General features: G+C 67.0%; 19 protein-coding genes. 11 read left to right on the top strand and 8 right to left on the bottom strand.

Annotated elements, in window-relative coordinates; genetic code table 11:
• The first annotated feature begins 14 nt into the window (after nt 1-14).
• Together RIB45_RS15200 and RIB45_RS15205 are read left to right on the top strand one after the other, a co-directional pair.
• Nucleotides 15-1,898, top strand: a complete 1,884-nt coding sequence (locus tag RIB45_RS15200; RefSeq protein ID WP_350051272.1) for a propionyl-CoA synthetase — start codon at nt 15-17, stop codon at nt 1,896-1,898.
• Nucleotides 1,899-2,055: 157 nt separating this feature from the next.
• Nucleotides 2,056-2,325, top strand: coding sequence for a GIY-YIG nuclease family protein (locus tag RIB45_RS15205; protein ID WP_350051407.1), 270 nt, complete (start codon nt 2,056-2,058; stop codon nt 2,323-2,325).
• Between the two features lie 121 nt (nt 2,326-2,446).
• Here RIB45_RS15205 and RIB45_RS15210 read toward each other — a convergent pair whose 3' ends face one another.
• Both RIB45_RS15210 and RIB45_RS15215 read right to left on the bottom strand, forming a co-directional pair.
• The gene (locus tag RIB45_RS15210) at nt 2,447-3,058 is read right to left on the bottom strand and encodes a DUF1013 domain-containing protein (RefSeq protein ID WP_350051274.1); all 612 of its coding nucleotides are present in this window, start codon (nt 3,056-3,058) and stop codon (nt 2,447-2,449) included.
• Between the two features lie 240 nt (nt 3,059-3,298).
• A complete protein-coding gene (locus RIB45_RS15215; protein ID WP_350051276.1) occupies nt 3,299-3,799 on the bottom strand; it encodes a phasin family protein in 501 nt (166 codons plus the stop codon).
• Nucleotides 3,800-4,213: 414 nt separating this feature from the next.
• On the opposite strand from RIB45_RS15215, the gene RIB45_RS15220 reads away from it, so the two are divergent.
• Nucleotides 4,214-4,999, top strand: a complete 786-nt coding sequence (locus RIB45_RS15220; protein WP_350051277.1) for a proteasome-type protease — start codon at nt 4,214-4,216, stop codon at nt 4,997-4,999.
• A gap of 28 nt (nt 5,000-5,027) precedes the next feature.
• Here RIB45_RS15220 and RIB45_RS15225 read toward each other — a convergent pair whose 3' ends face one another.
• Nucleotides 5,028-5,792 carry a hypothetical protein gene (locus RIB45_RS15225; RefSeq protein ID WP_350051278.1) on the bottom strand — a complete coding sequence of 255 codons (765 nt, stop codon included), beginning with the start codon at nt 5,790-5,792 and terminating at the stop codon, nt 5,028-5,030.
• A gap of 236 nt (nt 5,793-6,028) precedes the next feature.
• On the opposite strand from RIB45_RS15225, the gene RIB45_RS15230 reads away from it, so the two are divergent.
• The 4 genes from RIB45_RS15230 (at nt 6,029) to RIB45_RS15245 (ending at nt 11,145) form a co-directional block, all read left to right on the top strand.
• Nucleotides 6,029-7,327: a serine hydrolase gene (locus tag RIB45_RS15230; RefSeq protein WP_350051279.1), complete on the top strand. Its 1,299-nt coding sequence runs from the start codon at nt 6,029-6,031 to the stop codon at nt 7,325-7,327.
• Between the two features lie 445 nt (nt 7,328-7,772).
• Entirely contained in the window at nt 7,773-9,449 is a 1,677-nt protein-coding gene (betA, locus tag RIB45_RS15235) for a choline dehydrogenase (protein WP_350051280.1), read from the top strand.
• Between the two features lie 176 nt (nt 9,450-9,625).
• Nucleotides 9,626-9,808, top strand: coding sequence for a hypothetical protein (locus tag RIB45_RS15240; protein WP_350051281.1), 183 nt, complete (start codon nt 9,626-9,628; stop codon nt 9,806-9,808).
• The gene (locus tag RIB45_RS15245; protein WP_350051282.1) at nt 9,805-11,145 is read left to right on the top strand and encodes a cytosine permease; all 1,341 of its coding nucleotides are present in this window, start codon (nt 9,805-9,807) and stop codon (nt 11,143-11,145) included. The genes RIB45_RS15240 and RIB45_RS15245 overlap by 4 nt, the downstream gene beginning before the upstream one ends.
• A 7-nt stretch (nt 11,146-11,152) precedes the next feature.
• On the opposite strand, the gene RIB45_RS15250 is transcribed toward RIB45_RS15245, so the two are convergent.
• The 5 genes from RIB45_RS15250 to ygfZ all read right to left on the bottom strand — a co-directional run bounded on the left by RIB45_RS15250 (nt 11,153) and on the right by ygfZ (nt 17,039).
• The gene (locus tag RIB45_RS15250; protein ID WP_350051283.1) at nt 11,153-12,151 is read right to left on the bottom strand and encodes an alpha-L-glutamate ligase-like protein; all 999 of its coding nucleotides are present in this window, start codon (nt 12,149-12,151) and stop codon (nt 11,153-11,155) included.
• Complete coding sequence (locus RIB45_RS15255; protein ID WP_350051284.1) at nt 12,148-13,689, bottom strand: UUP1 family membrane protein; 1,542 nt, start codon at nt 13,687-13,689, stop codon at nt 12,148-12,150. The genes RIB45_RS15250 and RIB45_RS15255 overlap by 4 nt, the downstream gene beginning before the upstream one ends.
• 4 nt (nt 13,690-13,693) lie before the next feature.
• On the bottom strand, nt 13,694-14,224 hold the full coding sequence (locus tag RIB45_RS15260; RefSeq protein WP_350051286.1) for an ATP-dependent zinc protease family protein: 531 nt from the start codon (nt 14,222-14,224) through the stop codon (nt 13,694-13,696).
• 189 nt (nt 14,225-14,413) lie between these two features.
• Entirely contained in the window at nt 14,414-16,042 is a 1,629-nt protein-coding gene (locus RIB45_RS15265; protein WP_350051287.1) for an acyl-CoA synthetase, read from the bottom strand.
• Nucleotides 16,043-16,121: 79 nt separating this feature from the next.
• A complete protein-coding gene (ygfZ, locus tag RIB45_RS15270) occupies nt 16,122-17,039 on the bottom strand; it encodes a CAF17-like 4Fe-4S cluster assembly/insertion protein YgfZ (protein ID WP_350051288.1) in 918 nt (305 codons plus the stop codon).
• A gap of 177 nt (nt 17,040-17,216) precedes the next feature.
• Here ygfZ and RIB45_RS15275 point away from each other — a divergent pair, with 177 nt between their 5' ends.
• The 4 genes from RIB45_RS15275 to pyrC are packed head-to-tail and all read left to right on the top strand — an operon-like array spanning nt 17,217 to nt 21,836.
• Entirely contained in the window at nt 17,217-17,969 is a 753-nt protein-coding gene (locus tag RIB45_RS15275) for a glycosyltransferase family 2 protein (protein ID WP_350051289.1), read from the top strand.
• A 17-nt stretch (nt 17,970-17,986) separates the two neighbouring features.
• Nucleotides 17,987-19,015, top strand: a complete 1,029-nt coding sequence (locus RIB45_RS15280) for a glycosyltransferase (RefSeq protein WP_350051409.1) — start codon at nt 17,987-17,989, stop codon at nt 19,013-19,015.
• Nucleotides 19,015-20,796, top strand: coding sequence for an asparagine synthase (glutamine-hydrolyzing) (gene asnB, locus RIB45_RS15285; RefSeq protein WP_350051290.1), 1,782 nt, complete (start codon nt 19,015-19,017; stop codon nt 20,794-20,796). Before RIB45_RS15280 ends, asnB begins: the two co-directional genes overlap by 1 nt.
• Nucleotides 20,793-21,836: a dihydroorotase gene (gene pyrC, locus RIB45_RS15290; RefSeq protein WP_350051291.1), complete on the top strand. Its 1,044-nt coding sequence runs from the start codon at nt 20,793-20,795 to the stop codon at nt 21,834-21,836. The genes asnB and pyrC overlap by 4 nt, the downstream gene beginning before the upstream one ends.
• The last annotated feature ends 156 nt before the right edge of the window (nt 21,837-21,992 follow it).

Below are 21,992 nucleotides of genomic sequence, written 5' to 3' on the forward strand. Positions count from 1 at the left end.
GGAGGACGATCATCATGGGTGCGCTGGACGAGATCTACCGTCGCTCGATGGAAGACCCGGACGGCTTCTGGGCCGAGGCCGCGGAGGCGATCGACTGGGACAAGCGCTGGAACAAGGTCCGCGACGACAGCGGCGCGCCGAACTTCTATCGCTGGTTCACGGGCGGGACGCTCAACACCTGCTGGAACTGCGTCGACCGACATGTGAAAGCCGGGCGCGGGGACCAGCCGGCGCTGATCCACGACAGCCCCATCACCGGGACCAAACGCACGCTGACCTACGCCGAGCTTCAGGATCAGGTCGCGCGCGCCGCCGGCCTCTTGAAGACCATGGGCGTCGGCTACGGCGACCGGGTCATCATCTACATGCCGATGGTCCCCGAAGCGGCGATCGCGATGCTGGCCTGCGCGCGGGTCGGGGCGGTGCATTCGGTCGTCTTCGGCGGCTTCGCGCCGAACGAGCTTGCGACGCGGATCAAGGACTCCGGCGCGGTCGCGATTCTGACCGCATCCTGCGGGTTGGAGCCGGGGCGCATCATCCAGTATCAGCCGATCATCGAAGCCGCGCTGGAGCAGGCCCCCGATCACATCAAGTCGATCGCGGTGCTCGCCCGCGAGCAGGCGGATTGGGCGCTGAAAGCGGGCCGGGACCATGACTGGGTGCAGGGCCTGAAAGACGCGACGCCGGCCGACTGCGTGCCCGTCGCGGCGACCGATCCGCTCTACATCCTCTACACCTCCGGGACCACCGGCCAGCCGAAGGGCGTCGTGCGCGACAATGGCGGACACGCGGTCGCGCTGAAATGGTCGATGAAGGCGATCTACGACATCGATCCGGGAGAGGTGTTCTGGGCCGCTTCCGACGTGGGCTGGGTCGTCGGCCACAGCTACATCGTCTACGCGCCGCTGCTGCACGGCTGCACGACCGTGATGTTCGAGGGCAAGCCCGTGGGCACCCCCGACGCCGGCGTCTTCTGGCGGGTGATCGAGGAGCACGGGATCGTCACTCTGTTCACGGCGCCGACCGCCTTCCGCGCGATCAAGAAAGAGGACCCGAAGGCGGAGTTGCTGCGCGACTACGACCTTTCGAAGTTTCGCGCCCTCTATCTTGCGGGCGAGCGGTGCGATCCCGACACGTTGCACTGGGCGGAAGACATCCTGCAGGTCCCGGTCATCGACCACTGGTGGCAGACCGAAACCGGCTGGCCGATGGCCGCCAATCCGCTCGGAATCGAGTCGCTGCCGATCAAGGCAGGCTCCCCCACCCGCGCGGTTCCCGGCTATGACGTGCAAGTGATCGACGATCAGTTGAACGAGGTGCCGCGCGGCGAGATGGGCGCGATCTGCGTGAAGCTGCCGCTGCCGCCGGGCTGCCTGCCGACGCTGTGGAACGCCGACCAGCGCTTCATCGACGCCTATCTCGCGGACTATCCCGGCTTCTACAAGACGGGGGACGCCGGCTACATGGACGAGGACGGCTACATCTACGTGATGAGCCGCACCGACGACATCATCAACGTCGCGGGCCACCGCCTGTCGACCGGCGCGATGGAGGAGGTGCTGGCCGGCCATCCGGACGTCGCGGAATGCGCCGTCGTCGGCGTCGCCGACGCGATGAAGGGCCAGCTTCCGCTGGGCTTGCTGGTGCTGAAGTCCGGCGTCGAGCGGCCGGACGCGGAGATCGTCGCCGAGGTGGTGAAAAAGGTCCGCGACGAGATCGGCCCGGTCGCCGCCTTCAAGCAGGCGATCGTCGTCAAGCGCCTGCCCAAGACGCGCTCCGGCAAGATCCTGCGCCGCTCGATCTCGGGCATCGCCGAGGGGCAGGAGGTCGCCGTCCCCGCCACGATCGACGACCCCGCCATCCTGGACGAGATCCGCGAGGGGTTGGGAAAAGGGTGAAGCGAGGTCCCGTCTGAAGCGGGAGCGGATGGCTCCCGTCGGGCGCTGAAAGCGGAAGCCTCCGGCAGAGGTCCCCGCTTTCGCGGGGACGAGGGTGGTGTTATTTTGGTAACACCCCCATAAAGAGATTTCCGTCTCGATCGCCGGCTATTGCTACATCCTCGCCTCGCAAAAGCACGGCACGCTTTACATCGGCTCGACGACCGATTTGGCGCGGCGGATGGAAGAACATCGGAGCGGCGTCGTCGAGGGCTTCACGGCGCGCTATTCCGTCTACCGCCTCGTCCACGCCGAATTCTTTGAAGATATAGTGGACGCGCGCGCCCGCGAGCGCGCGATGAAGAAATGGCGTCGGGCCTGGAAAATCGAGTTGATCGAGGCGGAAAATCCCGATTGGCGCGATTTGACGCCTCTTTTAAACCGTTAACCTGCGCCCTTTGCCTCCCCTCCCCCGCGAAAGCAGGGGGCTCTGCCGGAGACGAGAGCGGAAGGCGCCCGTCGGGCGCGGCAGGCAAAAGCCCCAGGCAGGGGGTCCGCAGAAGCGAGCCTTACTCCAGCCCTTCCCAGCCGCCGGAGTTGCTGAGCGCCTCCGGGTCGTCCGTGACGGGCTCGTGGATCGGCTGTTCGAGCGGCTTGCGGCCGGCCTTGATGGCGCGTTCGATCTCGATCGACATCTCCGCCTGGCTGCACAGGCCGAGTTCGACGGGCGAGCGCGGGCGCAGATTGGCGCTGTTCCAGTGGCTGCGGTCGCGGATCGCCTTGATAGTCGGCTTGGTGGTGCCGATCAGGCGGCCGATCTGGGCGTCGGCGAGCTCCGGATGGTGACGGATCAGCCAGGCGATGCCGTCCGGCTTGTCCGCGCGCTTGGAGACCGGCGTGTAGCGCGGCCCCTTGTGACGCACGACGGGCTCGGGAATGTCGCTCTTCAGGAGGTGCAGACGCGCGTCAGGGTCCTGCTCGCAGCGCTCGATCTCCTCCTTGGAGAGCTGGCCGGCCTGGATCGGGTCGATGCCCTGCATGCCGCCGGCCACCTCGCCGTCGGCGATCGCCTGCACCTCAAGCTCGTGCAGGTCGGTGAAGGCGGCGATCTGCTCAAAGGTCAGGCCGGTGTTGTCGATCAGCCAGACCGCGGTCGCCTTAGGCATCAGAAGCTTCGGCATCGTCTCCAACCCTTTTTCCAAAAAGTCTCACAGTGCGGCGCGATCCCCGTCGTCCGGACGCGCCGAACCCCGCGCCGTCCGCGGCGCGGTCAAACCCTTGAACCACCTATGAAGGGGATGAGCCGGTATATATCAAGACGGGCGCGGGGCTGCAAAAGAAAAGCGGCCCGGGATAACCCGGACCGCTCTTCGTCTCAACGCCGCCTCAGGCGCGCCTAAGGCCGGGGCTGGTCTCGCCGATTAGGCGGCGACCGGCTTGGTCATCTTCTCGACGACGGCGGTGAACTGGCTCTGGATCGGCTCGAAGGCCTCATTGGCGACCTTCATGCCCATCTCGGACATCTTGGTGGTCTCGGCGACCCAGCTGTCGAAGCTGGTGCGCGCGACCTCGGACTGGATGTCCACGACGTCGTTGATGGTCTTAGCCGTCATCAGCTTCTTCGCGGCGGCGACATTGCTTTCGGCCGCGGTCTGCGCGAAGGCGAAGTAGGCCTTGCCCATGTCCTCGATGCCCTTGGCGACGATGTTCGAGGACTTCACGTAGGCGTCCAGCGAGGACTTGTTGATGGTCGCGAACTCGTCGTAGCCCTTCAGCGCCGCGGTGGAGGCCTTCTCGACCTGCTCCTTCGTGGCGGCCACGGCCTGCTCGACGGTCTGCTTGCCGACCTGGACGGCCTCGTCCATCTTCTTCGTGTCGATCGTGTTGTTCATGGTCTGGGTCTTCTTCTGCTGCTGGGTCATTGTCGTTTCTCCTTTCCGGATTTCCGGATGTCTATCGCTCTGTTCGCTGCACTACGTCCGCCTCTCGGCCCGCTCGCCCGGATCACGTCCGGGGGCGTCCCGGCGGGTCAAAGCGCGATGAGCGGATCAGGTCTCTTGGCGTTGCGACCAGCTTTATTGTGCACCGCAACATCGCTTGCAGGCGGTATATGCGACGAGGGCCTTCCAGCGTCAAGGGATTTTTTTGTGCACTGCACAAAAATGGTGAGAGAAAATTAACCAAAGCCCGGGTAATCTGCGGATCTGAGGCGTTTCACACCGGTCAGCCGCGGCTGAACTTGGCGGGCGCTATGGACGCGGGCGCGAATCTGCCCTAGGTGCGTTGAAGACGATTTTCGGGACGCTGGCGCGGCCGGCGGGAAAGGCCTTCTCCCCATGACCTATTGTCTGGCGATCAAGGTGCGCGAGGGGCTGGTTTGTCTGGCTGACGGGCGCATTACGGCGGGCACGCAGGTGACCGCGGCCCGCAAGGTGGAGCGGCTCGGCATTCCGGCCTCCGGTCCGGCGGGCGAGATGGTGCTGATGACGTCAGGCCTGCGCTCGGTGCGCGACAAGACGGTCGCCTTCTTCCGGCGCGACCTGCATCGCAAGGGCGCGAAGCCTTTCGGCTCGATGCTGGACGCGGTCGACGCCTATTGCGCCAAGCTCCGCGAAGTGCGCGATCAGGACGAGGAAGACCTCAAGGCCTCCAACCTGAAATTCAACATCCACACCATTCTCGCCGGGAAGATGGAGGAAGACCGCGAACCCTCTTGCTTTCTGGTCTACCCGGAAGGCAATTGGATCGAGATCGGCAGCCGCACCCCCTACCTTTCGATCGGCGAGACCAGCTACGGAAAGCCGATCCTGGACCGGGCCCTGACCCGCGACACCGACATGGCGACCGCGCTGAAGCTCGCCTACCTCTCCTTCGATTCGACCCGGATCAGCGCCGCCGACGTCGGCTTCCCAATTGACATGCTGACCTATCCGGTCGCCGAAGGCGCCTGGCGCGAGGCGATCTACGACTATGACGACGTCGTCCAGCAGCGTCAGTGGTGGAACAAGCACATCACTGAACTCGCGATGAAGATGCCGAACGGACCCTGGACCGGCACCCTGCTCGCGGGCGGCAAGGGCGCGGGCCGCCTTCACGTGGTGAGCGGCGACGACGAGGCCTGAGCCGTCGGCAGCTGCGCGCGCGTCGTCCTTAGTTCCGCGCCGGATTGCCGCCCCGGTTGCGATAAGTGCGCCCGATCTCGACCCTGTCCTCGCGCACGATGAGATCGTAGTGCGGGAACGTCTCCTCGCCGGTGACCGAGCCGCCGCCGAGGCGGTTGACGATCCGCTCCGCCGTCTTCGGCGGCGGGTTCAGCGGCACGCCGGTCGCGTCCGCCTCGTGCAGGAGATCCGCAAACGACCGCTCGCGATACCCCTGCGACGGCCACTCCCAAACCTGAAGGGCGAAGCCTTGCCCTTCCGTACAGGCCGAAACGAGCCAGAAGTAACTGCGCGAGGCGAGCTTGCGCCCGACCGGCGGCGGCTGCAGCAGCCCGCCCGCGCGTGCGTCCGCCTCAATCGCGGCGGCCTGTTGCGCCGACAGCCGGCTTTCGACGATGGTCCCGCGCCACGGGTCCAGCACGTCTGTGAAGGCCGGCCATTGGTTCAACCGGACGCCGCCGGTCAGCGCATGGCTTTGCAGAAGCGCTCCGCCGTCCTGAGCGGGCGTCAGATTATAGAGCCGCACCTGCTCGGCGCGATTGCGGAACTCGACGAAGCGGCGCTGGCCGACCGCCTCGCCCGCCGCGCAAGCGCGCCGAATGTCGCCGCCCGAAATGTGGTCGATCCAGGTCGCGCGCCGATCGAGCGGATTGGCGACGTTCCCATCGCCCGCGCAGCCGGCAAAAATGACCGCGCTCAGCAAGAGCGTGAAGAGGCGGGCGGCGGGCGCGAGCGTGGACGGCGAGATGACCATGACTGAGCCTCCGGTTCGCACGGGCGAATGGCGATCGCCGGCTAAGCGACTCACGCCGTTGGATTTTCGCCAGCATGGCGCCTCACGCCGGGCGCCTCAAAACAAAAAAGCAATGAATCCAAAGCGTCCCTGTTAGACTTCGCGAATCATTTGGCCTATAACTTGCTTATCCAATGGCGCGCTGACGAATCGCCCCGGCAACTGCACGGCGGTTCAGTATTGAGGAAGTCATGAAAATGGGGTTCGTCATGACCTGTCTCGCTTTTCCCGCCTTGAAGCGCGCCGGCGTCGTCGCCGCGGCCGTCTTGCTTGTCGCGTGCGCCACGCTCGTCGCCGCGCAACCGGCGGTCGCCAAATACGCCTCCATCGTCGTCGATGTGGAAACCGGACGCGTCCTGCATGAGGAGAATGCGGACACCCGGAACTATCCCGCATCGCTGACCAAGATCATGACGCTCTATATGCTGTTCGACGCGCTGGAGCGCGGCGAGGTCGCGCTCGACACGCGGTTTCCGGTCTCGCAGCGCGCCGCCGGCCAGGCGCCCTCGAAATTGGGGCTGAAGCCAGGCGAGAGCATTCGCGCGGAGGACGCGATCATGGCGCTGGTCACGAAATCGGCCAACGACGTGGCGACCGTCGTGGCCGAAGCGCTGGGCGAGACCGAGTACAAGTTCGCGCTCGATATGACCAAGCGGGCGCGGGCGCTTGGCATGCGGCGGACCACCTTCCGCAACGCCAGCGGTCTGCCGAACCGTCGCCAGCTCTCCACCGCCCGGGACATGTCGGTGTTGGGCCGTCGGATCATGGCGGACTTTCCGCAGTTCTATCACTACTTCAGCCGCACCAGCTTCAAGTACAACGGGCGCACCTACGGCAATCACAACAATCTGCTCGGTCACTACAGCGGCGCGGACGGCATCAAGACCGGCTACACCCGCGCCAGCGGCTTCAACCTCGTCGCTTCGGTCGAGCGCGACGGTCGGCGGATCCTGGGCGTCGTGTTCGGCGGACGCACCAGCAAGAGCCGGGATCGCCACATGGTCTCGCTGCTGGACCGCGGCTTCGTGCGCGTCGCCTCTATCCCAAGCCGGGACCAGTTGGTGGCGACCGCCGCCGAGGCCGCGCGCGTCGCCGAACGGATCGACGCCCGCAATCCCTTCAAGAACGCCGGCTCCGCCCCGCCGATCGCGCAGGGCGATTTCGATCCCGCAGCAGAACTCGCCGCCGCGGCCAGCGTTACTCAGATGGCCGAGGAGGCGCTGGCGCGCAGCGGTCCCTGGAAAATTCAGGTCGGCGCCTTCAAGAATCCCGACAGCGCGCGCACGCTGGCCGAAACCGCGCACGATAAGCTCGAAGATCTCGGCGAGGGGCTCAGCGTCATCGTCGATCGGTTGAGCGGCAAGGGCCTCTACCGCGCGCGCCTCGGCGGCATTGAGACCGAGGAAGAGGCGCGCTTCGCCTGCCGCGTGCTGGAGCGCCGGCGCCTCGACTGTCTCGCCGTCGCGCCCGGCGACAGCAAGCTGGCGCGGAACTGAGGCGGCCTAGCGCGGTCCGACCGGCCGGGCCGCCTTGCCCCCCGGGTTCGGGAGAAAAGCCAAGCGTATATTGATCCGCCCGCGCTTCGACTTGTTGCGCACGCTGTGCTACAGCTGATTGTCGAAGTCATAGGCGCGGCCGACCTGCATCTTCAACTTCTTGCCGCCGATCTTGCACGCCGCCCCGGGCGGATTGATCGGCCGCGCGTGGATGCGGTGGGCGAGCGACGCTGTCTACCGACCGTCGACATGCGGGTCGATCTTGCCCCCGGGAAGCAGTTCCGCAAGCCCAATGGGCTCGGGATCGACCCCTTCCTGGCCCGCTAGTCCACGACGACCTCGCGCATCAGGCGCGCGCGATCAGGCGGGGTCCGCGATTGCCCGCGCCCTCCGAAGCCGCTAGCCTCTCGCGGTCCCGGACCCCCCAGAGAAAGCGCGGAGACCCATGGGCGAGAGCTACGATTACATCGTCGTCGGCGCCGGCAGCGCCGGCTGCGTCATGGCCAACCGCCTGACGGAGGATCCGCAGACCCGCGTCCTGCTAATCGAGGCGGGCGGCGGCGACCGGTCGCTCTTCATCCAGATGCCGACGGCGCTCTCCATTCCGATGAACATGCCCAAATACAACTGGGGCTACGAGTCGGAGCCGGAGCCCTACATGGACGGTCGGCGGCTCGACTGTCCGCGGGGCAAGGTGATGGGCGGCTCCTCCTCGATCAACGGGATGGCCTATGTGCGCGGCCACGCGCGAGACTTCGACCAATGGGAAGGGGAAGGCGGCCTCGCGCAGTGGGGCTATCGCCATTGCCTCCCCTATTTCAAGCGTGCGGAGAACTGGGTCGACGGCGCGGACGCGTATCGCGGGGACGACGGGCCGCTCGGCACCGGCGCCGGCAACCGGATGGCCAATCCGATCTACCGCGCCTTCATCGAGGCGGGCGATCAAGCCGGCTACGGCGTGACCGAGGACTATAACGGCTATCGCCAGGAAGGTTTCGGGGCGATGCATATGACGGTGAAGGACGGCGTGCGCAGTTCCTGCGCCAACGCCTATCTGAAGCCGATCAAAGGGCGCGCCAACCTGACGATCGCGAGCCAGGCTGTGACCCACAAGGTGTTGTTGGAGGGCAGGCGCGCCGTCGGCGTGCGCTATGAGCGCGGCGGCCGGATGATCGAGGCGCGCGCGACCCGGGAGGTGATCCTCTCCGCCGGCTCGATCGGCTCGCCGATGCTCCTCCAACTGTCCGGGATCGGGCCGGCGCAGGTGCTGCAGAAGGCCGGCGTCGACGTCGTCCACGACCTCCCCGGCGTCGGACGCAATCTGCAGGATCATCTGGAAGTCTATTTCCAATTCCGCTGCAAGCAGCCGATCACCCTGAACGGCCATCTGACGCCGTGGGGCAAGTTCCTGATCGGGTTGCGCTGGGTGCTATTCAAGTCGGGCCTGGGCGCGACCAACCATTTCGAAAGCTGCGCCTTCATCCGCAGCCGCCCCGGCCTGGAATGGCCGGACATCCAATATCACTTCCTGCCCGGCGCCATGCGCTATGACGGGCGCGCGGCCTTCAAGGGCCACGGCTTTCAGGTCCATGTCGGCCCGAACAAGCCGAAGAGCCGCGGGCGCGTCGAAATCCGCGCCACGGACCCGCACCACATGCCGAGCGTCCTGTTCAACTATATGGAGGCCGAGGAAGATCGCGACGCCTTCCGCAGCGCCATCCGTCTGACCCGCGAGATCATGGCTCAACCCGCCATGGCCGACTACAATGACGGCGAAATCCAGCCAGGCGAGGCGGTTCAGTCCGATGACGAGATCGACGCCTGGATCCGCGGAGCGGCGGAGAGCGCCTACCACCCCTCCTGCACCTGCAAGATGGGCCCGGCCGACGATCCGATGGCGGTGCTGGACGAGGAGGCGCGGGTGCGCGGGATCGAGGCTCTGCGCGTCGTCGACAGCTCCGTCTTCCCGACCATCACAAACGGCAATCTGAACGCGCCGACGATCATGGTCGCCGAGAAGGCCGCCGACTTGGTGCGCGGGCGCGAACCGCTCGCCCCCTCCAACGCGCCGGTATGGATCGCGCCAGAGTGGGAGACGACACAGCGCGAGCGGCCCGCATAAAAGGTTTTCACTTTCCTCAGAAAACATGAATAGGGCGCGCGCGCCCGAGATCTTAGCCTTCTCCCCACCAGGCGGCGATCGGCGACGACCGATCGAATAAGCCGCCGACGCGGACGCTTATAGCGCTCCGCATAAAGAACGCTCCCCACGACGGGAGCCTGTGGGAGGAGACCATCATGAAACAGGTCAATCAGCCTGCGTCAGTTCAGGACGCGCAGCGCGACGATGACTTCGAAGCGCAGATCGCCGCTCTCGACGGCGCGCCGACCGGCGCGCCCCTTCAATCCAAGGACTGCGTCTTCCTAATCGCGACGGGGATCATCCTTCCCGTCGCGCTTCTGCTGTGGGGGTGGTCATGACGGACGCGCCCTTCCACCGCCTGCCCGTCCCCCTTTCGGAACGAAACTGGGGCGGCTTCGCGGCGGCCGCCGTGGCCGCTACGGCCGGCGTCGCCTCCTGGTCGTTCGTCGTCGGCGGGTTTTCCGCCTACTATGTCGGCGCGCGCGAAGGCACGGCGACCATGATCGCCGGAGCCCTGATCGGTCAGCTTCTGGTCACGCTCTCGCAGATCCCGCCCGTGACGAAATACGGCATCGAAACCCTGGGCACGACGAAACCGCAACTCGGCGCGCGCGGGGCGATCATCTCGCTGATCGTGCAGTACGCGATCCTGATCGGCTGGAACATCGTGCTGGTGATCTTTCTCGGACGTGCCTGCGCGGCCGCCCTGGTCTCGCTCGGCATGATCGGAGAGGCGAGCGCCGGCGCGGCCGCCACCGCCGTATCGGTCGGGGCGGCCGCGATCGTCTGGCTGTTGCTGCAGCGGGGGTCGGACAGTCTGAAGGCGGTCAGCGCGGCCGTCGCGGTTCTGATCCTCGTGATCGGCGCGTGGATGTACTGGCTGTTGTTTCAGACCTATAGTCTGGCCGACATCGTCGCCGCCGCCCCGATAGGCCCGAACGAGGGCGGGCGGCTCACGAACTACACCACCGGCCTTGAGCTTCTGATGGTCTCCACCCTCGGCTGGTGGGCTTACATGGGCGGCATGTTCCGGATGGTGAACAGCGCCGGCAAGGGCGCGGTCCCGTCGATGGTGTCCCTCGGCTTCGGATGGTCGGCGATCGGACTGATCGCGCTCTACTCCGGGCTCGCTGCTGGCGAGGCCGACCCGACCGTCTGGATGGCCGCGGTCGCCGGGCCGGTGGCCGGGGTCTTCGTCCTGATCTTCGTCGCGATGGCGAATCTGGGGTCGGCGCTGGTCGGCGCGCATTGCGCGGCCCTCGGCTTCGGGGAGCTCAGCCCCGCCACACGCAACCTGCCCTGGAACGCCAAGGTCGCCGCCGCCATCGTGCCGATGGTGCTGGTGATGATCCTGATCCCCGGGGCCTTCTACGACAATATCGGCGCCTTCATGGCCTTCATCGGCATCCTGGTCGCCCCGATCATCGGGATCCAGATCGTCGATTGGTTCGTGTTGCGCCGTCTAGACACGCTGCATGTGCCGTCGCTCTACTGGCACGATCGGCGGTCGCGCTACTGGTATGTCGGCGGGTTCAATCCGGCGGGCGATTGGCTGGGGCGCGGGCTCAGCGTCGAGACGCACGACGGCCGCGCCGTCGCGTGCGAGATCGTCGGGCTGCCCTTCCTCGATCCGGAAAAGAAAATCCCGCGCGGCCTGATGCACGCCGCGGAGTGACGCCCCCTCAGGCGAAGCCCGCCTGCGCCCGCGCGACGCGGGCGTCGGCGGGCTCCGCGTCCTCCGCATCTCCGGCCTCCGCCCAGGCTTCGGCCTTTGCGAGACGCGCCTCGAGGCCGCAGCGGTTGGCGAGTTGGATGCTGACGCCGGGTCGCGCGTTGAGCTCCAGAATAAGCGGCCCGCGTTCGCGGTCGACCACGATGTCCACGCCAAGGAACCCGAGCCCGACCAGATCGGTGCAGCGCGCCGCAAGTCGCAGCATCTTCCCCCAGTCCGGGACCGTATAGCCGTCCAGCGGGCGCAGCGTATCCGGATGCTCGGAGATGAAGCGGTTCTTGTGCTGGCCGCCTGCGAAAGCGCCGTCGGCGATCCGGATGCCGACGCCGACCGCACCCTGGTGCAGGTTGCCGCGCCCGTCCGACTCGAGCGTCGGCAACCGCCCCATCGCCATCACCGGATACCCGCGCATGACGACGATCCGGATGTCGGGAATTCCCTCCCAGACGATCTCGGTGAAGGGCGGCGCGGGATGGACGACCTCCTCGACCACGGCGCTGTCGCGCCGATCGCCGAAGCTGTAGACGCCGCTGAGGATGTTGGAGAGATGGTGGCGCAGTTGGCTCAAGCTCAACAGGTCGCCGCCGGCGGTTCGAAACAGGATGCGCCCGCGTCGGTTCGCCAGAACCTCTTCGATCACCGTCACGCCCTTGCCGGCGGATCCTTTCGCCGGCTTCACGACGAAGCCCTCGCCGGCGTCGGCCATGCGCTGCAAGCAGCTGTCGGCGTCGCGCTCGCCCTCGATCACGCCGAGGAGTTTGGGCGTCGCGACGCCGCTGCTCTCAAGCAGGCGCTTGGTCTGGCGTTTGTCGTCGACGAGCGGGTAGAGCGCGCGACGGTTCTCGCCCTGGACGTAGTGCAAATTCCGCCGGTTGAGGCCTAGCACGCCGTTGGCGCGCAACTCCCCGGGCGTCGCGAGGGGCAGCTTCGCAGCGAACGCGCCGATCACGAGCCGGCCTCCCCCTTCAAGGCCCGGAATCGCCAAAGCTCCAGCAGGCGATAACCCTTGTAGCGCCCCAGCGCCAAGGTCGCCCCGAGCAACACCAGCATCAGCTCGGGGAAGGTGAAGGCGAGATGCTGCACCTGCTCCAGATTGAGCAGGAGGAAGGCGAGTGAGGCGGCGATCACCGTACCGAACGCCTGGGGCATCGCGTCCTGCGGACCGTTCTCCTCCCAGACGACGGACAGGCGCTCGATGATCCAGGCCAGCACCACCATCGGGAAAAGCGACACGGAGAGGCCGCCGGTAAAGCCCACCTCGGCGCTGGCGAGACTGATCAGCGTCATCATCAGGATCACTGCGATCAGAACCGCGGCGATCTTGGGCACGAAGAGAAGTTGCAAGCGCTCCAGATAAAGCCGCGCGGCGAGGCCGAAGGCGATCACCAGCGCAGACAGCCCCACGCCCGCAGCCAGGTCGGTCTGCCTGAACGCAAGCGCCAACAGCACCGGTGTGAAGGTTCCAGCCGTCGGAACGCCCACCACGTTGCGCAGCAGCACCACCAGCACCGCCCCGACCGGCAGCAGCAGCAGAACCTGATAGACCTTTTGCATGTCGACCGGCAGGCGTGACAGCGACAGCCCGTTCAGGATCGGATGCGCCTGTTGCTGTCGGGTCTCGGCGATCGTCTCGGCGGAGCGCTTGGCGTGCAGGACGGAGAAGGCGACGTCCGCGGACTCGACATTCTCGGCGCTGAGCGGATCGACCGCGTCGCGCGCCCAGATCAGGAAGTCCTCCGGCGCGATGCGGTCGGCGCTTCGCGGGTCGAAGATCGCCCAGCCCTCGCCATTGTGGACCTGCAGCATGATCTGCGGATCGTAGCTGCGCGCGCCGTTCGAAAGCATGAAGCCGAAGACCGGACGCGCCGGTATGCGCGCGCCGTGCAACAGCGTCGCCGCAGCCTCGGCGCGGCGGCGGTCCTCGCCGCCGGCGTCGCGCATAAGCGCCAGCAACTCTCCGCCCTGATCCGTTTCCTGCAGCCGCTTCAGCAGCACGGCCGCGAAGCTGAAGATGTCGGCCGAGTCCCGGCGCACCCCGTCGAGAAACGCCTCGACCGTCGGCTCGACGGACGCGCGATAGTCGGGCGTCTCCGCCGGCGGCGGATCGCCCGCCACGACGGCGCCGTTGGGCGAATCCCCGTGGGTAAGGCGGGCGCGGTAATAAAGGATGTCACGCCCCTCGCTGCGCCGCTTGGTCCAGGTCAGGACGCGATTGGCGCCCTGCACGCTCTCCGTGACGCCGTAGCCGGCGGTGATCCGCGTCTCGCCCAACAGCATGAATCGCGGAGGGGCGTTAGGGACCAGCAGGTCGATCTTGGCCGGCAGGGCGGGATCAGGGGTGACGCCGATCCGCGCCTCGATGTTCCAGACGGACGTCTCCGCCCCCGGGGTCAGCGGCGCGCCGGCGTCGAGATGACGCCACGCGGCCGCGCCGAGGCCGAGCGCGACCAGCAGCGCGGCCGCGACGTAGACGGGGGCGAGGCGCATCGGATCAGCTCCCGGAGCAACCGGGCTCCGTCAGGAACTTCTCGCCGGAATGGACGACGGCCACGTCCTCCATCAGCCGGCGGCCGAGCAGGAACTGTTCGTCGAACGCCTCGCGGTCGGCGAGCGTGAACTGCGCGTTGTGGAGCGTGCCGTTGAGGCAGACGGAGAGGATGACGACATAGCGATGCTCGCCCATCTCACCGTCTTGCTGAATGATCTCGACGTCCCGCGCGATCTCGCGCTCAAGCCTAATGTCGTCCGCGCCGTCGCGACCCGGGATCACGAAACTGACCCACTCCTCCTCGTCGCGGCTGAAGGTTTCAATGTCGCGCGCGTCGACGGAGGAGGTGGTCGCGCCGGTGTCCAGCTTCGCATTGAAGACGCGCTGGGCGGCCGGCAGGCGGATCTGCTCGATCCAGCCCATGACGTATTGCCCTGGCGTCGCCTGGGCCGGCGTCGGCGCGGCCGCCGCGGCGGCGGTGAGAAAGCCGGCGGCGACGCATAACGCCTGCGCCGGGGAAAGCGGCTTGACCATGATGGAGGTCCTCCGATCTCGTGGCTGTCGCTCTGTCGACGGAGTTCTCGCTCTCTTGGATCGGGGCTTCGGGCCGCCCCTAACTTATGTTAGGGACCGCCGCCCGGCTCGACCGTGCGACAGGTGGGAGGAATTCGCAGGGAATCAACCGCGGCCTCAAGCGCTTTCCAGAAATCGGACGCCAGGGCCTCACATATCCCGGGCCTGCTCGCGCAAGACGAACTTCTGCACCTTGCCGGTCGAGGTTTTCGGCAAATCGCCGAAGATCACCGTCTTGGGGGCCTTGAAGCGGGCCATGTTCTCGCGGCAGAACTCGATGATCTCCTCCTCGCTCGCCTCCGCGCCCTCCTTGAGGGTGACGAAGGCGCAGGGCGTCTCGCCCCACTTCTCGTCGGGCCGCGCGACCACGGCGGCCTCCATCACTTTGGGATGGCGGTAGAGCACGCCCTCGACCTCGATGGTTGAGATGTTCTCCCCGCCGGAGATGATGATGTCCTTGGCCCGGTCCTTGAGCTGGATGTAGCCGTCCTCATGCCAGACGCCGAGATCCCCAGAGTGGTACCAGCCGCCCTTGAAAGCCTTGTCGGTGGTCGGCTTGTTCTTGAGGTAGCCGCGCATGACGACGTTGCCGCGAAACAGCACCTCGCCCATCGTCTCGCCGTCCTTCGGCACCGGCTCGCAGGTCTCTGCGTCGGCGACGATCAGATCCTCCAATACCGGATAGGCGACGCCCTGGCGCGCCTTCTTGGCCGCACGCTCGGCCGGCGGCAGATCGTTCCACTCCTCATGCCAGTCGCACACGACCGCCGGCCCGTAGACCTCGGTCAGGCCGTAGACATGCGTGACGCGGAAGCCCTCTTCCTCCATGCGCTGCAGGACGCTGGCGGGCGGCGGAGCGGCCGCGGTCATCACATGAACTTCATGCGGCAACTCGCGCCGTTCGCTCGGCTTGGCGTTGATCAGCATGTTGAGGACGATCGGCGCGCCGCAGAAATGGGTCGCCTTCTCCTCGTCGATCGCCTGAAAGATGTTGGCGGCCGAGACCTGACGCAGGCAGATGCTGGTCCCCGCCATCGCCGCCAGCGTCCAGGGGAAGCACCAGCCGTTGCAGTGGAACATCGGCAAGGTCCAAAGATAGCGCGCCGCCTGCGGCAAGCTCCAGGTCATCACGTTGCCGACCGCCAGGAGATAGGCCCCGCGGCTGTGATAGACGACGCCTTTCGGGTCGCCGGTCGTCCCGGAGGTGTAGTTGAGGGCGACCGCCTGCCACTCGTCCTCCGGCAGGCCGTACGCATACGCCTCGTCGCCGCCGGCCAGGAAATCCTCGTACTCGATCTCGCCCAGCCGCTCGCCGCCCGGTCCTTCCGGATCGTCGATATCGATCACGACGATCTTCCGTTCCACCTGCTCCAACGCCTTCTTCATCACCGGCGCGAATTCGGTGTCGGTGATCAGCACGTCCGCTTCGCCATGATTGAGGATGAAGGCGACCGTCGCGGCGTCGAGGCGCGTGTTGATCGCGTTCAGCACGCCCCCGGTCATCAGCACGCCGAAATGCGCCTCATAAAGAGCCGGGATGTTCGGCGCCATCACCGCGACGGTATCGCCCAGCCCAACGCCTTTCGCGGCGAGCGCCGACGCCAGACGCCGGCAGCGAGCGTATGTCTCCCCCCACGTGAAGCGGCGCGATCCGTGCACCACCGACTCCCGCCCCGGGTGAACCTGGGCGGTGCGGCGGAGGAAGCTGAGCGGACTGAGCGGCGTGTAATTCGCCGGATTCGCGTCGAGACCGGTCTCGAAGATGCCGGGCGTGGACATGGGGCGGCGCTCCTTCCCTGACGGCGCAAGTGTTTTGCCACACCATGCAGCAGAGACGCGCGCTTGGCGAGAGGGCGTTTTACGCCTTTTCTTCTTCCGGCCAGACCATCCAGGCGGGGCGCACGGGCTCGGCGGCGACGCCGTCGACTTCAAGCCGCTTGCCGGAGGTCTTGGCGTCCTTGACCGCCTTCAGGCGCAAGAGCGCCAGCGCCCAGTCGCCGGCGACCGACCGCAACTCGCCCGCCTCTTTCCCGCCGAGCGTGACCAGTTGCCCCGGCGTCGCCGATCCCCCCTCGAGACGCACCGGCGTCAGGCGCTTCTTGACCAAGCCGCGGTACTTCGTGCGGGCCGTCAATTCCTGCCCCATGTAGCAGCCCTTGTTCCAATCGACGCCGCCCAACTCGTCGAAGCCGTTCTCCAGCAGGATCGCCTTGTCGACTTGAAGATCGGCCGAGCCGTCAGGCAGGCCGAGCGGGATGCGGATCGCGTCCCACGCGCTCTTCTCACCCGCCGCAATCTCCGCCTCGGCGAACGCCGCTCGGGCTTGGTCGGCCGGCGCGAGAACCCTGGCGCCGGCGTCGGCCAGCCGCGGATCGACGAAGGCGACGCCCCCGGCGAAAGCCACGGCGGCGCCGGGCTCGGCGTCGAGGCCGAGCGCGTCGAGCGCGCCGTCGCCTGCAACCTGGAAGACCGCGAGGTCCTTGGCGACGCCCAGCTTGACGTCCGCGCGCAGCACGTAGCGGCGCAGCGTGACGCCCAGATCCATCAGTCGGTCGCCGGACTCGCACTCGATCAGGAGGCGATGACCCTGGGCGACCAAAAAGAAGTCGTGCCGGAACTTGCCCTGAGGGGTCAGCAGCGCGGACCAGATCGCGCGGTCGTCTCCGGCCTTTGCCGCGTCGTTGGAGATCAATCCCTGCAGGAACTCCAGGCGATCCGCCCCGGCGACGGTGACGACGCCGCGGTCTTGGCGCTGGAAGTAGAAGGCGGTGGTCATGGTCGCTGTCGCATCCTCCCTTGAAGGCCTCGGTCGCGCCCTTGTGCGAATGTGGCGCGAGGGCGCGCGCGCCGCAAGGCCGGCCTTCGGTTGGCAAGCCGGGCCGGGAGCGCTATACGGCCCGGAACGCTTGGGTTTGGGCGCGCTTCGCACGCCCCTTCGGAGACGCATGATTGCATGGCGGGTAAGCTCTCGGCTCTTGTGGTCGCCCATAATGAGGAGGCGCAGCTCGCCGACTGTCTGGCGAGTCTCGCCTTCGCCGACGAGCTCGTCGTGGTGCTGGACAAATGCACCGACGGCACGAAGGCGATCGCCGAACGATTTACGGACCGGGTCCTGGAAGGCTCCTGGGAGATCGAAGGCGCACGCCGCAACGCCGGGCGCGACGCCTGCTCTGGCGAGTGGATCCTCGAGGTGGACGCCGACGAGCGCGTGAGCGACGCGCTGGCCCGCGAGATCCGTCAGGCGGTCGCGGCGCACGACGACGGCTATTTCCTCATTCCCTTCGACAATTACGTGGGCGCGCGGCTGGTGCGCTACGGCTGGGGGGCGGCCTGGGGAGTTTCGGCGGCCGCGCGCCTGTCGCGCAAGGACGCGAAACGATGGGGCCTCGAGCGGGTGCATCCGGCCCTGCGTCTGACCGGCCCCGAGCGCCGGCTGACCGAGCGCATGGTGCATTACGTCGATCGCGACATCTCCGACATGATCCGGCGTCTCGACCGATACACCTCGGCGAAGGCCCGCGATCTGCGCGCCAACCCGGACGGCGTCGGGTTCGCACGCAACGTGCGGCGCATCTTCTCGCGCTTTTGGAAATGCTATGTGGGCCGGAAAGGGTATAAAGAGGGGAAATACGGATTTCTTATCGCCCTTTTCGCCGGGCTTTATCCCATTCTGTCTTACCTGAAGGCGACGCTGGAGGACGAGTGACGCGCATCCTGCAAGCGATGGCCGGGGCCCCGGTCGGCGGCGCGGAAGCATTTTTTACGCGCCTTGTCCCGGCTCTGGCGCGCGCCGGCCAACCGCAACTAGCCGTCATCCGGACCAATGCGCCGCGCGAAAGCGTGCTAAGGGATGCCGGCGTACAGACGCTCGCCCTGCCCTTTCGCGGCAAGCCGGACTTCATCACGCCGTGGCTGTTCAAGAAGGCCGCCCGGCGGTATCGGCCGGGAATCGTGCTGACCTGGATGAACCGCGCCACGCGGGCCGCGCCGGTCGGCGACTGGACGCTGGCCGCGCGCCTTGGCGGCTACTACGATTTGAAGAACTACAAGCGGTGCGACCATCTGATCGGCAACACGCAAGATCTGCGCCGCTATCTGATCGCACAAGGGGTTCCGGAGGAGCGGGCCTGGTATTTGCCGAACTTCGTCGACGCGGAGCGTCAGCCGCCCGCCGACAGAAGCGCCTTCGACACACCGAAGGACGCGCCGCTGTTTTTGTGCCTGGGACGCCTGCACAAGAACAAAGGCTTCGATGTCGCGCTTGAGACGCTCAGCCGGCTGCCGAACGCCTATCTTTGGATCGCGGGCATCGGACCGGAAGAGGCGCGCCTCAAGGCGCACGCGGAACGCCTTGGCGTCGCGGATCGGGTCCGCTTTCTCGGTTGGCGGGGCGACGCGCCGGCGCTGTTCGCCGCCGCCGACGTCTTCCTATGCTCGTCCCGGCACGAGCCGCTCGGCAACATCGTGATCGAGGCCTGGGCGCAGGGCGTCCCGGTCGTCGCCGCCGCCGCCCAGGGACCCAGCCAGCTGATCGCGGACGGGACGACCGGCCTGTTGGCGCCGGTCGACGACGCCGACGCCCTCGCCGCGGCGGCGAAGCGGTTGATCGACGACAAAGCCCTCGCGCTAGATCTCGCCGGAAAGGGACATGAAGCCTTTCAGGATCGCTACACCGAGGCCAAGGTGGTCGCGGCCTATCAGGACTTTTTCCATCGCGTGAGGCCTCTAGCGGCGGGCGGGGTCTCAGACTGATGTGCGGGATCGCGGGCTTGATGACGCGCGACGGGCGCCCTCCCGACGCGGCCGTCCTGGACAAGCTGCTGGCGGCGTTGTCGCACCGCGGGCCGGACGGCGACGGCCGTTACGTCTCCGGCGGGGTGGCGATGGTCCAGACCCGCCTCGCCATCATCGACCTCGAGACCGGTGACCAGCCGCTCTACGAGCCCGGCGGGGCTGCGCTGGTCGCCAATGGAGAGATTTACAATTACGTCGAATTGCGCGCGGAGCTGGAGGGCGCAGTCGATCTGCGCACGCGCTCCGACTGCGAGCCCCCCTTGCATCTTTACCGGCGCGACGGGCTGGCCTTCGCCGAGCGACTGCGCGGCATGTATGCGATCGCGATCCACGATCCGGCCGAAGGCGGCCGGCTGGTCCTGAGCCGCGACCCCTTCGGCATCAAGCCGCTTTACTATGTCCAGACGGACGATTGTTTCGCCTTCGCCAGCGAACCGCAGGCGTTGATCAAAGCCGGATTGCTTGGCGAACCGGCGTCCGTCGACGCGGACGCGCGGCGCAGCCAGTTGCAGTTGCAGTTCGGCTGCGGCGAGGCGACGCCGATCCGCGGCGTGCAGCGCGTCGCGCCCGGAGAGACGCTGGTCGTCCAGCGCGGCCGGATCGTGGAGCGCCGGCGGCGCTGCGCCCTGCCCGCGGGCGGGCCGGAAGAGATCGGCGAGGAGGCGGCGATCGCGCGGCTCGACGCCGCGCTGCGCGACAGCGTCGAGGTGCATCAGCGCTCCGACGTGCCCTATGGCCTGTTCCTGTCGGGCGGCGTAGATTCCAGTGCGATCCTGTCCATGATGGCGGAGCTCAACGAACGCCCCGTAATCGCCTTCACCGCAGGCTTCCAGGGCGGGCAGGTCCACGACGAGCGCGATCACGCCTGCCGTTTGGCCGAGCGCCTGGGCGCCGAGCATCATGAAATCGATTTCGCCGAAGCCGATTTCTGGGAGACCCTGCCCCGGATCGCGGCCGCGATGGACGATCCGGCCGCCGACTACGCAATCCTGCCGACTTGGAAGCTGGCCGAGCGCGCCGCCCAGGATTTGAAAGTCGTGCTGTGCGGCGAAGGCGGGGACGAGCTGTTCGCCGGCTACGGCCGCTATCGCGCGCTGAAGCGGCCCTGGTGGTTGGGCGGTCGCGGGATCCGAAATCGCGGCGTGTTCGACGGGTTGGGCGTGCTGCGCGACGCGGCGCGCGGCTGGCGCGATCCGATCGCCGGCAAGGAGGCGATGCATCGCGAAATGGGTCGGAATCGCCTGCAAATCGCGCAGGCGATCGATTGCGAGGATTGGCTCTCCAACGATCTGTTGACCAAGCTGGACCGCTGCCTGATGGCGCACGGGCTGGAAGGGCGCACCCCCTTCCTGGATCCCGCCGTCGCCGACGCCGCCTTCCGCCTGCCCGACGGGCTGAAAATCCGCGGCAAACGCGGCAAGTGGCTGCTGCGCCGATGGCTCGACCGGCGCCTGCCGGAGGCGCAGGCCTTCACCGCGAAACGCGGCTTCACCGTGCCTGTGGGCGCCTGGATCGCCGGACGCGCCGAGCGGCTCGGCCCGCTCGTCGCAACCCACCCCGCCGTGGAGGAGATCGCGGAGCCGGCCGCCGTGCGCGACCTATTCGCCAAAGCCGACCGCAAGCGCGCCGGCTTCGCCGCCTGGGGTCTGCTATTTTATGCGCTTTGGAAAAGCGCGGTCATCGACGGACGCGAGCCCGGCGGCCGCGACGTCTTCGCCATGCTGGAGGAAAGCCGATGAGCGCCCCCGAAAGCCTCACGATCCGCCGTCCCGACGACTGGCATCTGCATCTGCGCGACGGGCCGATCCTGCGAGCGGTCGTCGGCTACACGGCGCGCCAGTTCGCCCGCGCCATCGTCATGCCGAATCTGGTCCCGCCGGTCGTCGCAACGGCTGAGATCGCGGCCTATCGCGACCGCATCCTGGCGGCGTTGCCTGACGGCGCGCGGTTCACGCCGCTGATGACCGCCTACTTGACCGACAACATCGATCCGGACGATCTGGCGCAGGGCCACGCCGACGGGGTGATCACGGCCGCGAAGCTCTACCCCGCCGGGGCCACCACCAATTCGGACCGCGGCGTGACCGACATCCGAAAGATCGACGCGGCGCTGGCCCGGATGGCCGAGATCGGCATGCCGCTTCTGGTGCACGGCGAGGTGACGCACGGCCATGTCGACATTTTCGACCGCGAGGCCGTCTTTATCGAGGAGGTGCTGAAGCCGCTGATGGATCGTCAGCCGGACCTGAAGATCGTGCTGGAGCACATCACCACGGCCGAGGCCGTCGCGGCCGTCGAAGGCGGCGGGGCGCGCATCGCCGCGACGGTCACGCCGCACCACCTCCTGATCAACCGCACCGATTTGTTTCGCGGCGGCGTGCGCCCGCATCTCTACTGCCTGCCGATCGCCAAGCGCGAACGCCATCGCCAGGCGGTGCGCGCCTTCGCGACGTCGGGACAGTCGCGGGTCTTCCTCGGCACGGACAGCGCGCCCCATCCGATCGCCGAGAAGGAGAGCGCCTGCGGCTGCGCGGGCATCTTCTCCGCGCCGAGCGCGCTCGAACTCTACGCCGAGGCGTTCGAAGAGGACGGCGTCCTCGACCGCCTCGAGGCTTTCGCCAGCCTGAACGGCCCCGCCTTCTACGGTCTGCCCGTCAATCAGGAAACGGTGACGCTGACCCGCGCTCCGCTCAATGTGGACGGGCCGATCACGATCGACGCCGACACCGCGATTCTGCCCTTCCGAAGCGGCGAAACGCTGCGGTGGCGGCTCTCATAGGTGACCTGCGATTGCTGCATTTTTGCATCACTCGCGGCCCGATGCCTGAAATGAATAGGGTTTTTGCACGTATTTATGGCAATTTTTTTAACCGCACTGTTGCGGACATTGCTTTTGGGCTATGAGGAACGCTCCCTACAACTAAATCTTTCAGGG

The organism is Marivibrio sp. (assembly GCF_040218065.1).
In the GTDB taxonomy this organism is placed as follows: domain Bacteria; phylum Pseudomonadota; class Alphaproteobacteria; order UBA8366; family Aestuariispiraceae; genus Marivibrio.

What these genes read in the sequence shown, in the direction of transcription:
- RIB45_RS15200 (WP_350051272.1), top strand. Translation starts at nt 15, where the DNA reads ATGGGTGCGCTGGACGAGATCTACCGTCGCTCGATGGAAGACCCGGAC.
- RIB45_RS15210 (WP_350051274.1), bottom strand. Translation starts at nt 3,058, where the DNA reads ATGCCGAAGCTTCTGATGCCTAAGGCGACCGCGGTCTGGCTGATCGAC.
- RIB45_RS15215 (WP_350051276.1), bottom strand. Translation starts at nt 3,799, where the DNA reads ATGACCCAGCAGCAGAAGAAGACCCAGACCATGAACAACACGATCGAC.
- RIB45_RS15220 (WP_350051277.1), top strand. Translation starts at nt 4,214, where the DNA reads ATGACCTATTGTCTGGCGATCAAGGTGCGCGAGGGGCTGGTTTGTCTG.
- RIB45_RS15225 (WP_350051278.1), bottom strand. Translation starts at nt 5,792, where the DNA reads ATGGTCATCTCGCCGTCCACGCTCGCGCCCGCCGCCCGCCTCTTCACG.
- RIB45_RS15230 (WP_350051279.1), top strand. Translation starts at nt 6,029, where the DNA reads ATGGGGTTCGTCATGACCTGTCTCGCTTTTCCCGCCTTGAAGCGCGCC.
- betA (WP_350051280.1), top strand. Translation starts at nt 7,773, where the DNA reads ATGGGCGAGAGCTACGATTACATCGTCGTCGGCGCCGGCAGCGCCGGC.
- RIB45_RS15240 (WP_350051281.1), top strand. Translation starts at nt 9,626, where the DNA reads ATGAAACAGGTCAATCAGCCTGCGTCAGTTCAGGACGCGCAGCGCGAC.
- RIB45_RS15245 (WP_350051282.1), top strand. Translation starts at nt 9,805, where the DNA reads ATGACGGACGCGCCCTTCCACCGCCTGCCCGTCCCCCTTTCGGAACGA.
- RIB45_RS15255 (WP_350051284.1), bottom strand. Translation starts at nt 13,689, where the DNA reads ATGCGCCTCGCCCCCGTCTACGTCGCGGCCGCGCTGCTGGTCGCGCTC.
- RIB45_RS15260 (WP_350051286.1), bottom strand. Translation starts at nt 14,224, where the DNA reads ATGGTCAAGCCGCTTTCCCCGGCGCAGGCGTTATGCGTCGCCGCCGGC.
- RIB45_RS15265 (WP_350051287.1), bottom strand. Translation starts at nt 16,042, where the DNA reads ATGTCCACGCCCGGCATCTTCGAGACCGGTCTCGACGCGAATCCGGCG.
- ygfZ (WP_350051288.1), bottom strand. Translation starts at nt 17,039, where the DNA reads ATGACCACCGCCTTCTACTTCCAGCGCCAAGACCGCGGCGTCGTCACC.
- RIB45_RS15275 (WP_350051289.1), top strand. Translation starts at nt 17,217, where the DNA reads ATGGCGGGTAAGCTCTCGGCTCTTGTGGTCGCCCATAATGAGGAGGCG.
- RIB45_RS15280 (WP_350051409.1), top strand. Translation starts at nt 17,987, where the DNA reads ATGGCCGGGGCCCCGGTCGGCGGCGCGGAAGCATTTTTTACGCGCCTT.
- asnB (WP_350051290.1), top strand. Translation starts at nt 19,015, where the DNA reads ATGTGCGGGATCGCGGGCTTGATGACGCGCGACGGGCGCCCTCCCGAC.
- pyrC (WP_350051291.1), top strand. Translation starts at nt 20,793, where the DNA reads ATGAGCGCCCCCGAAAGCCTCACGATCCGCCGTCCCGACGACTGGCAT.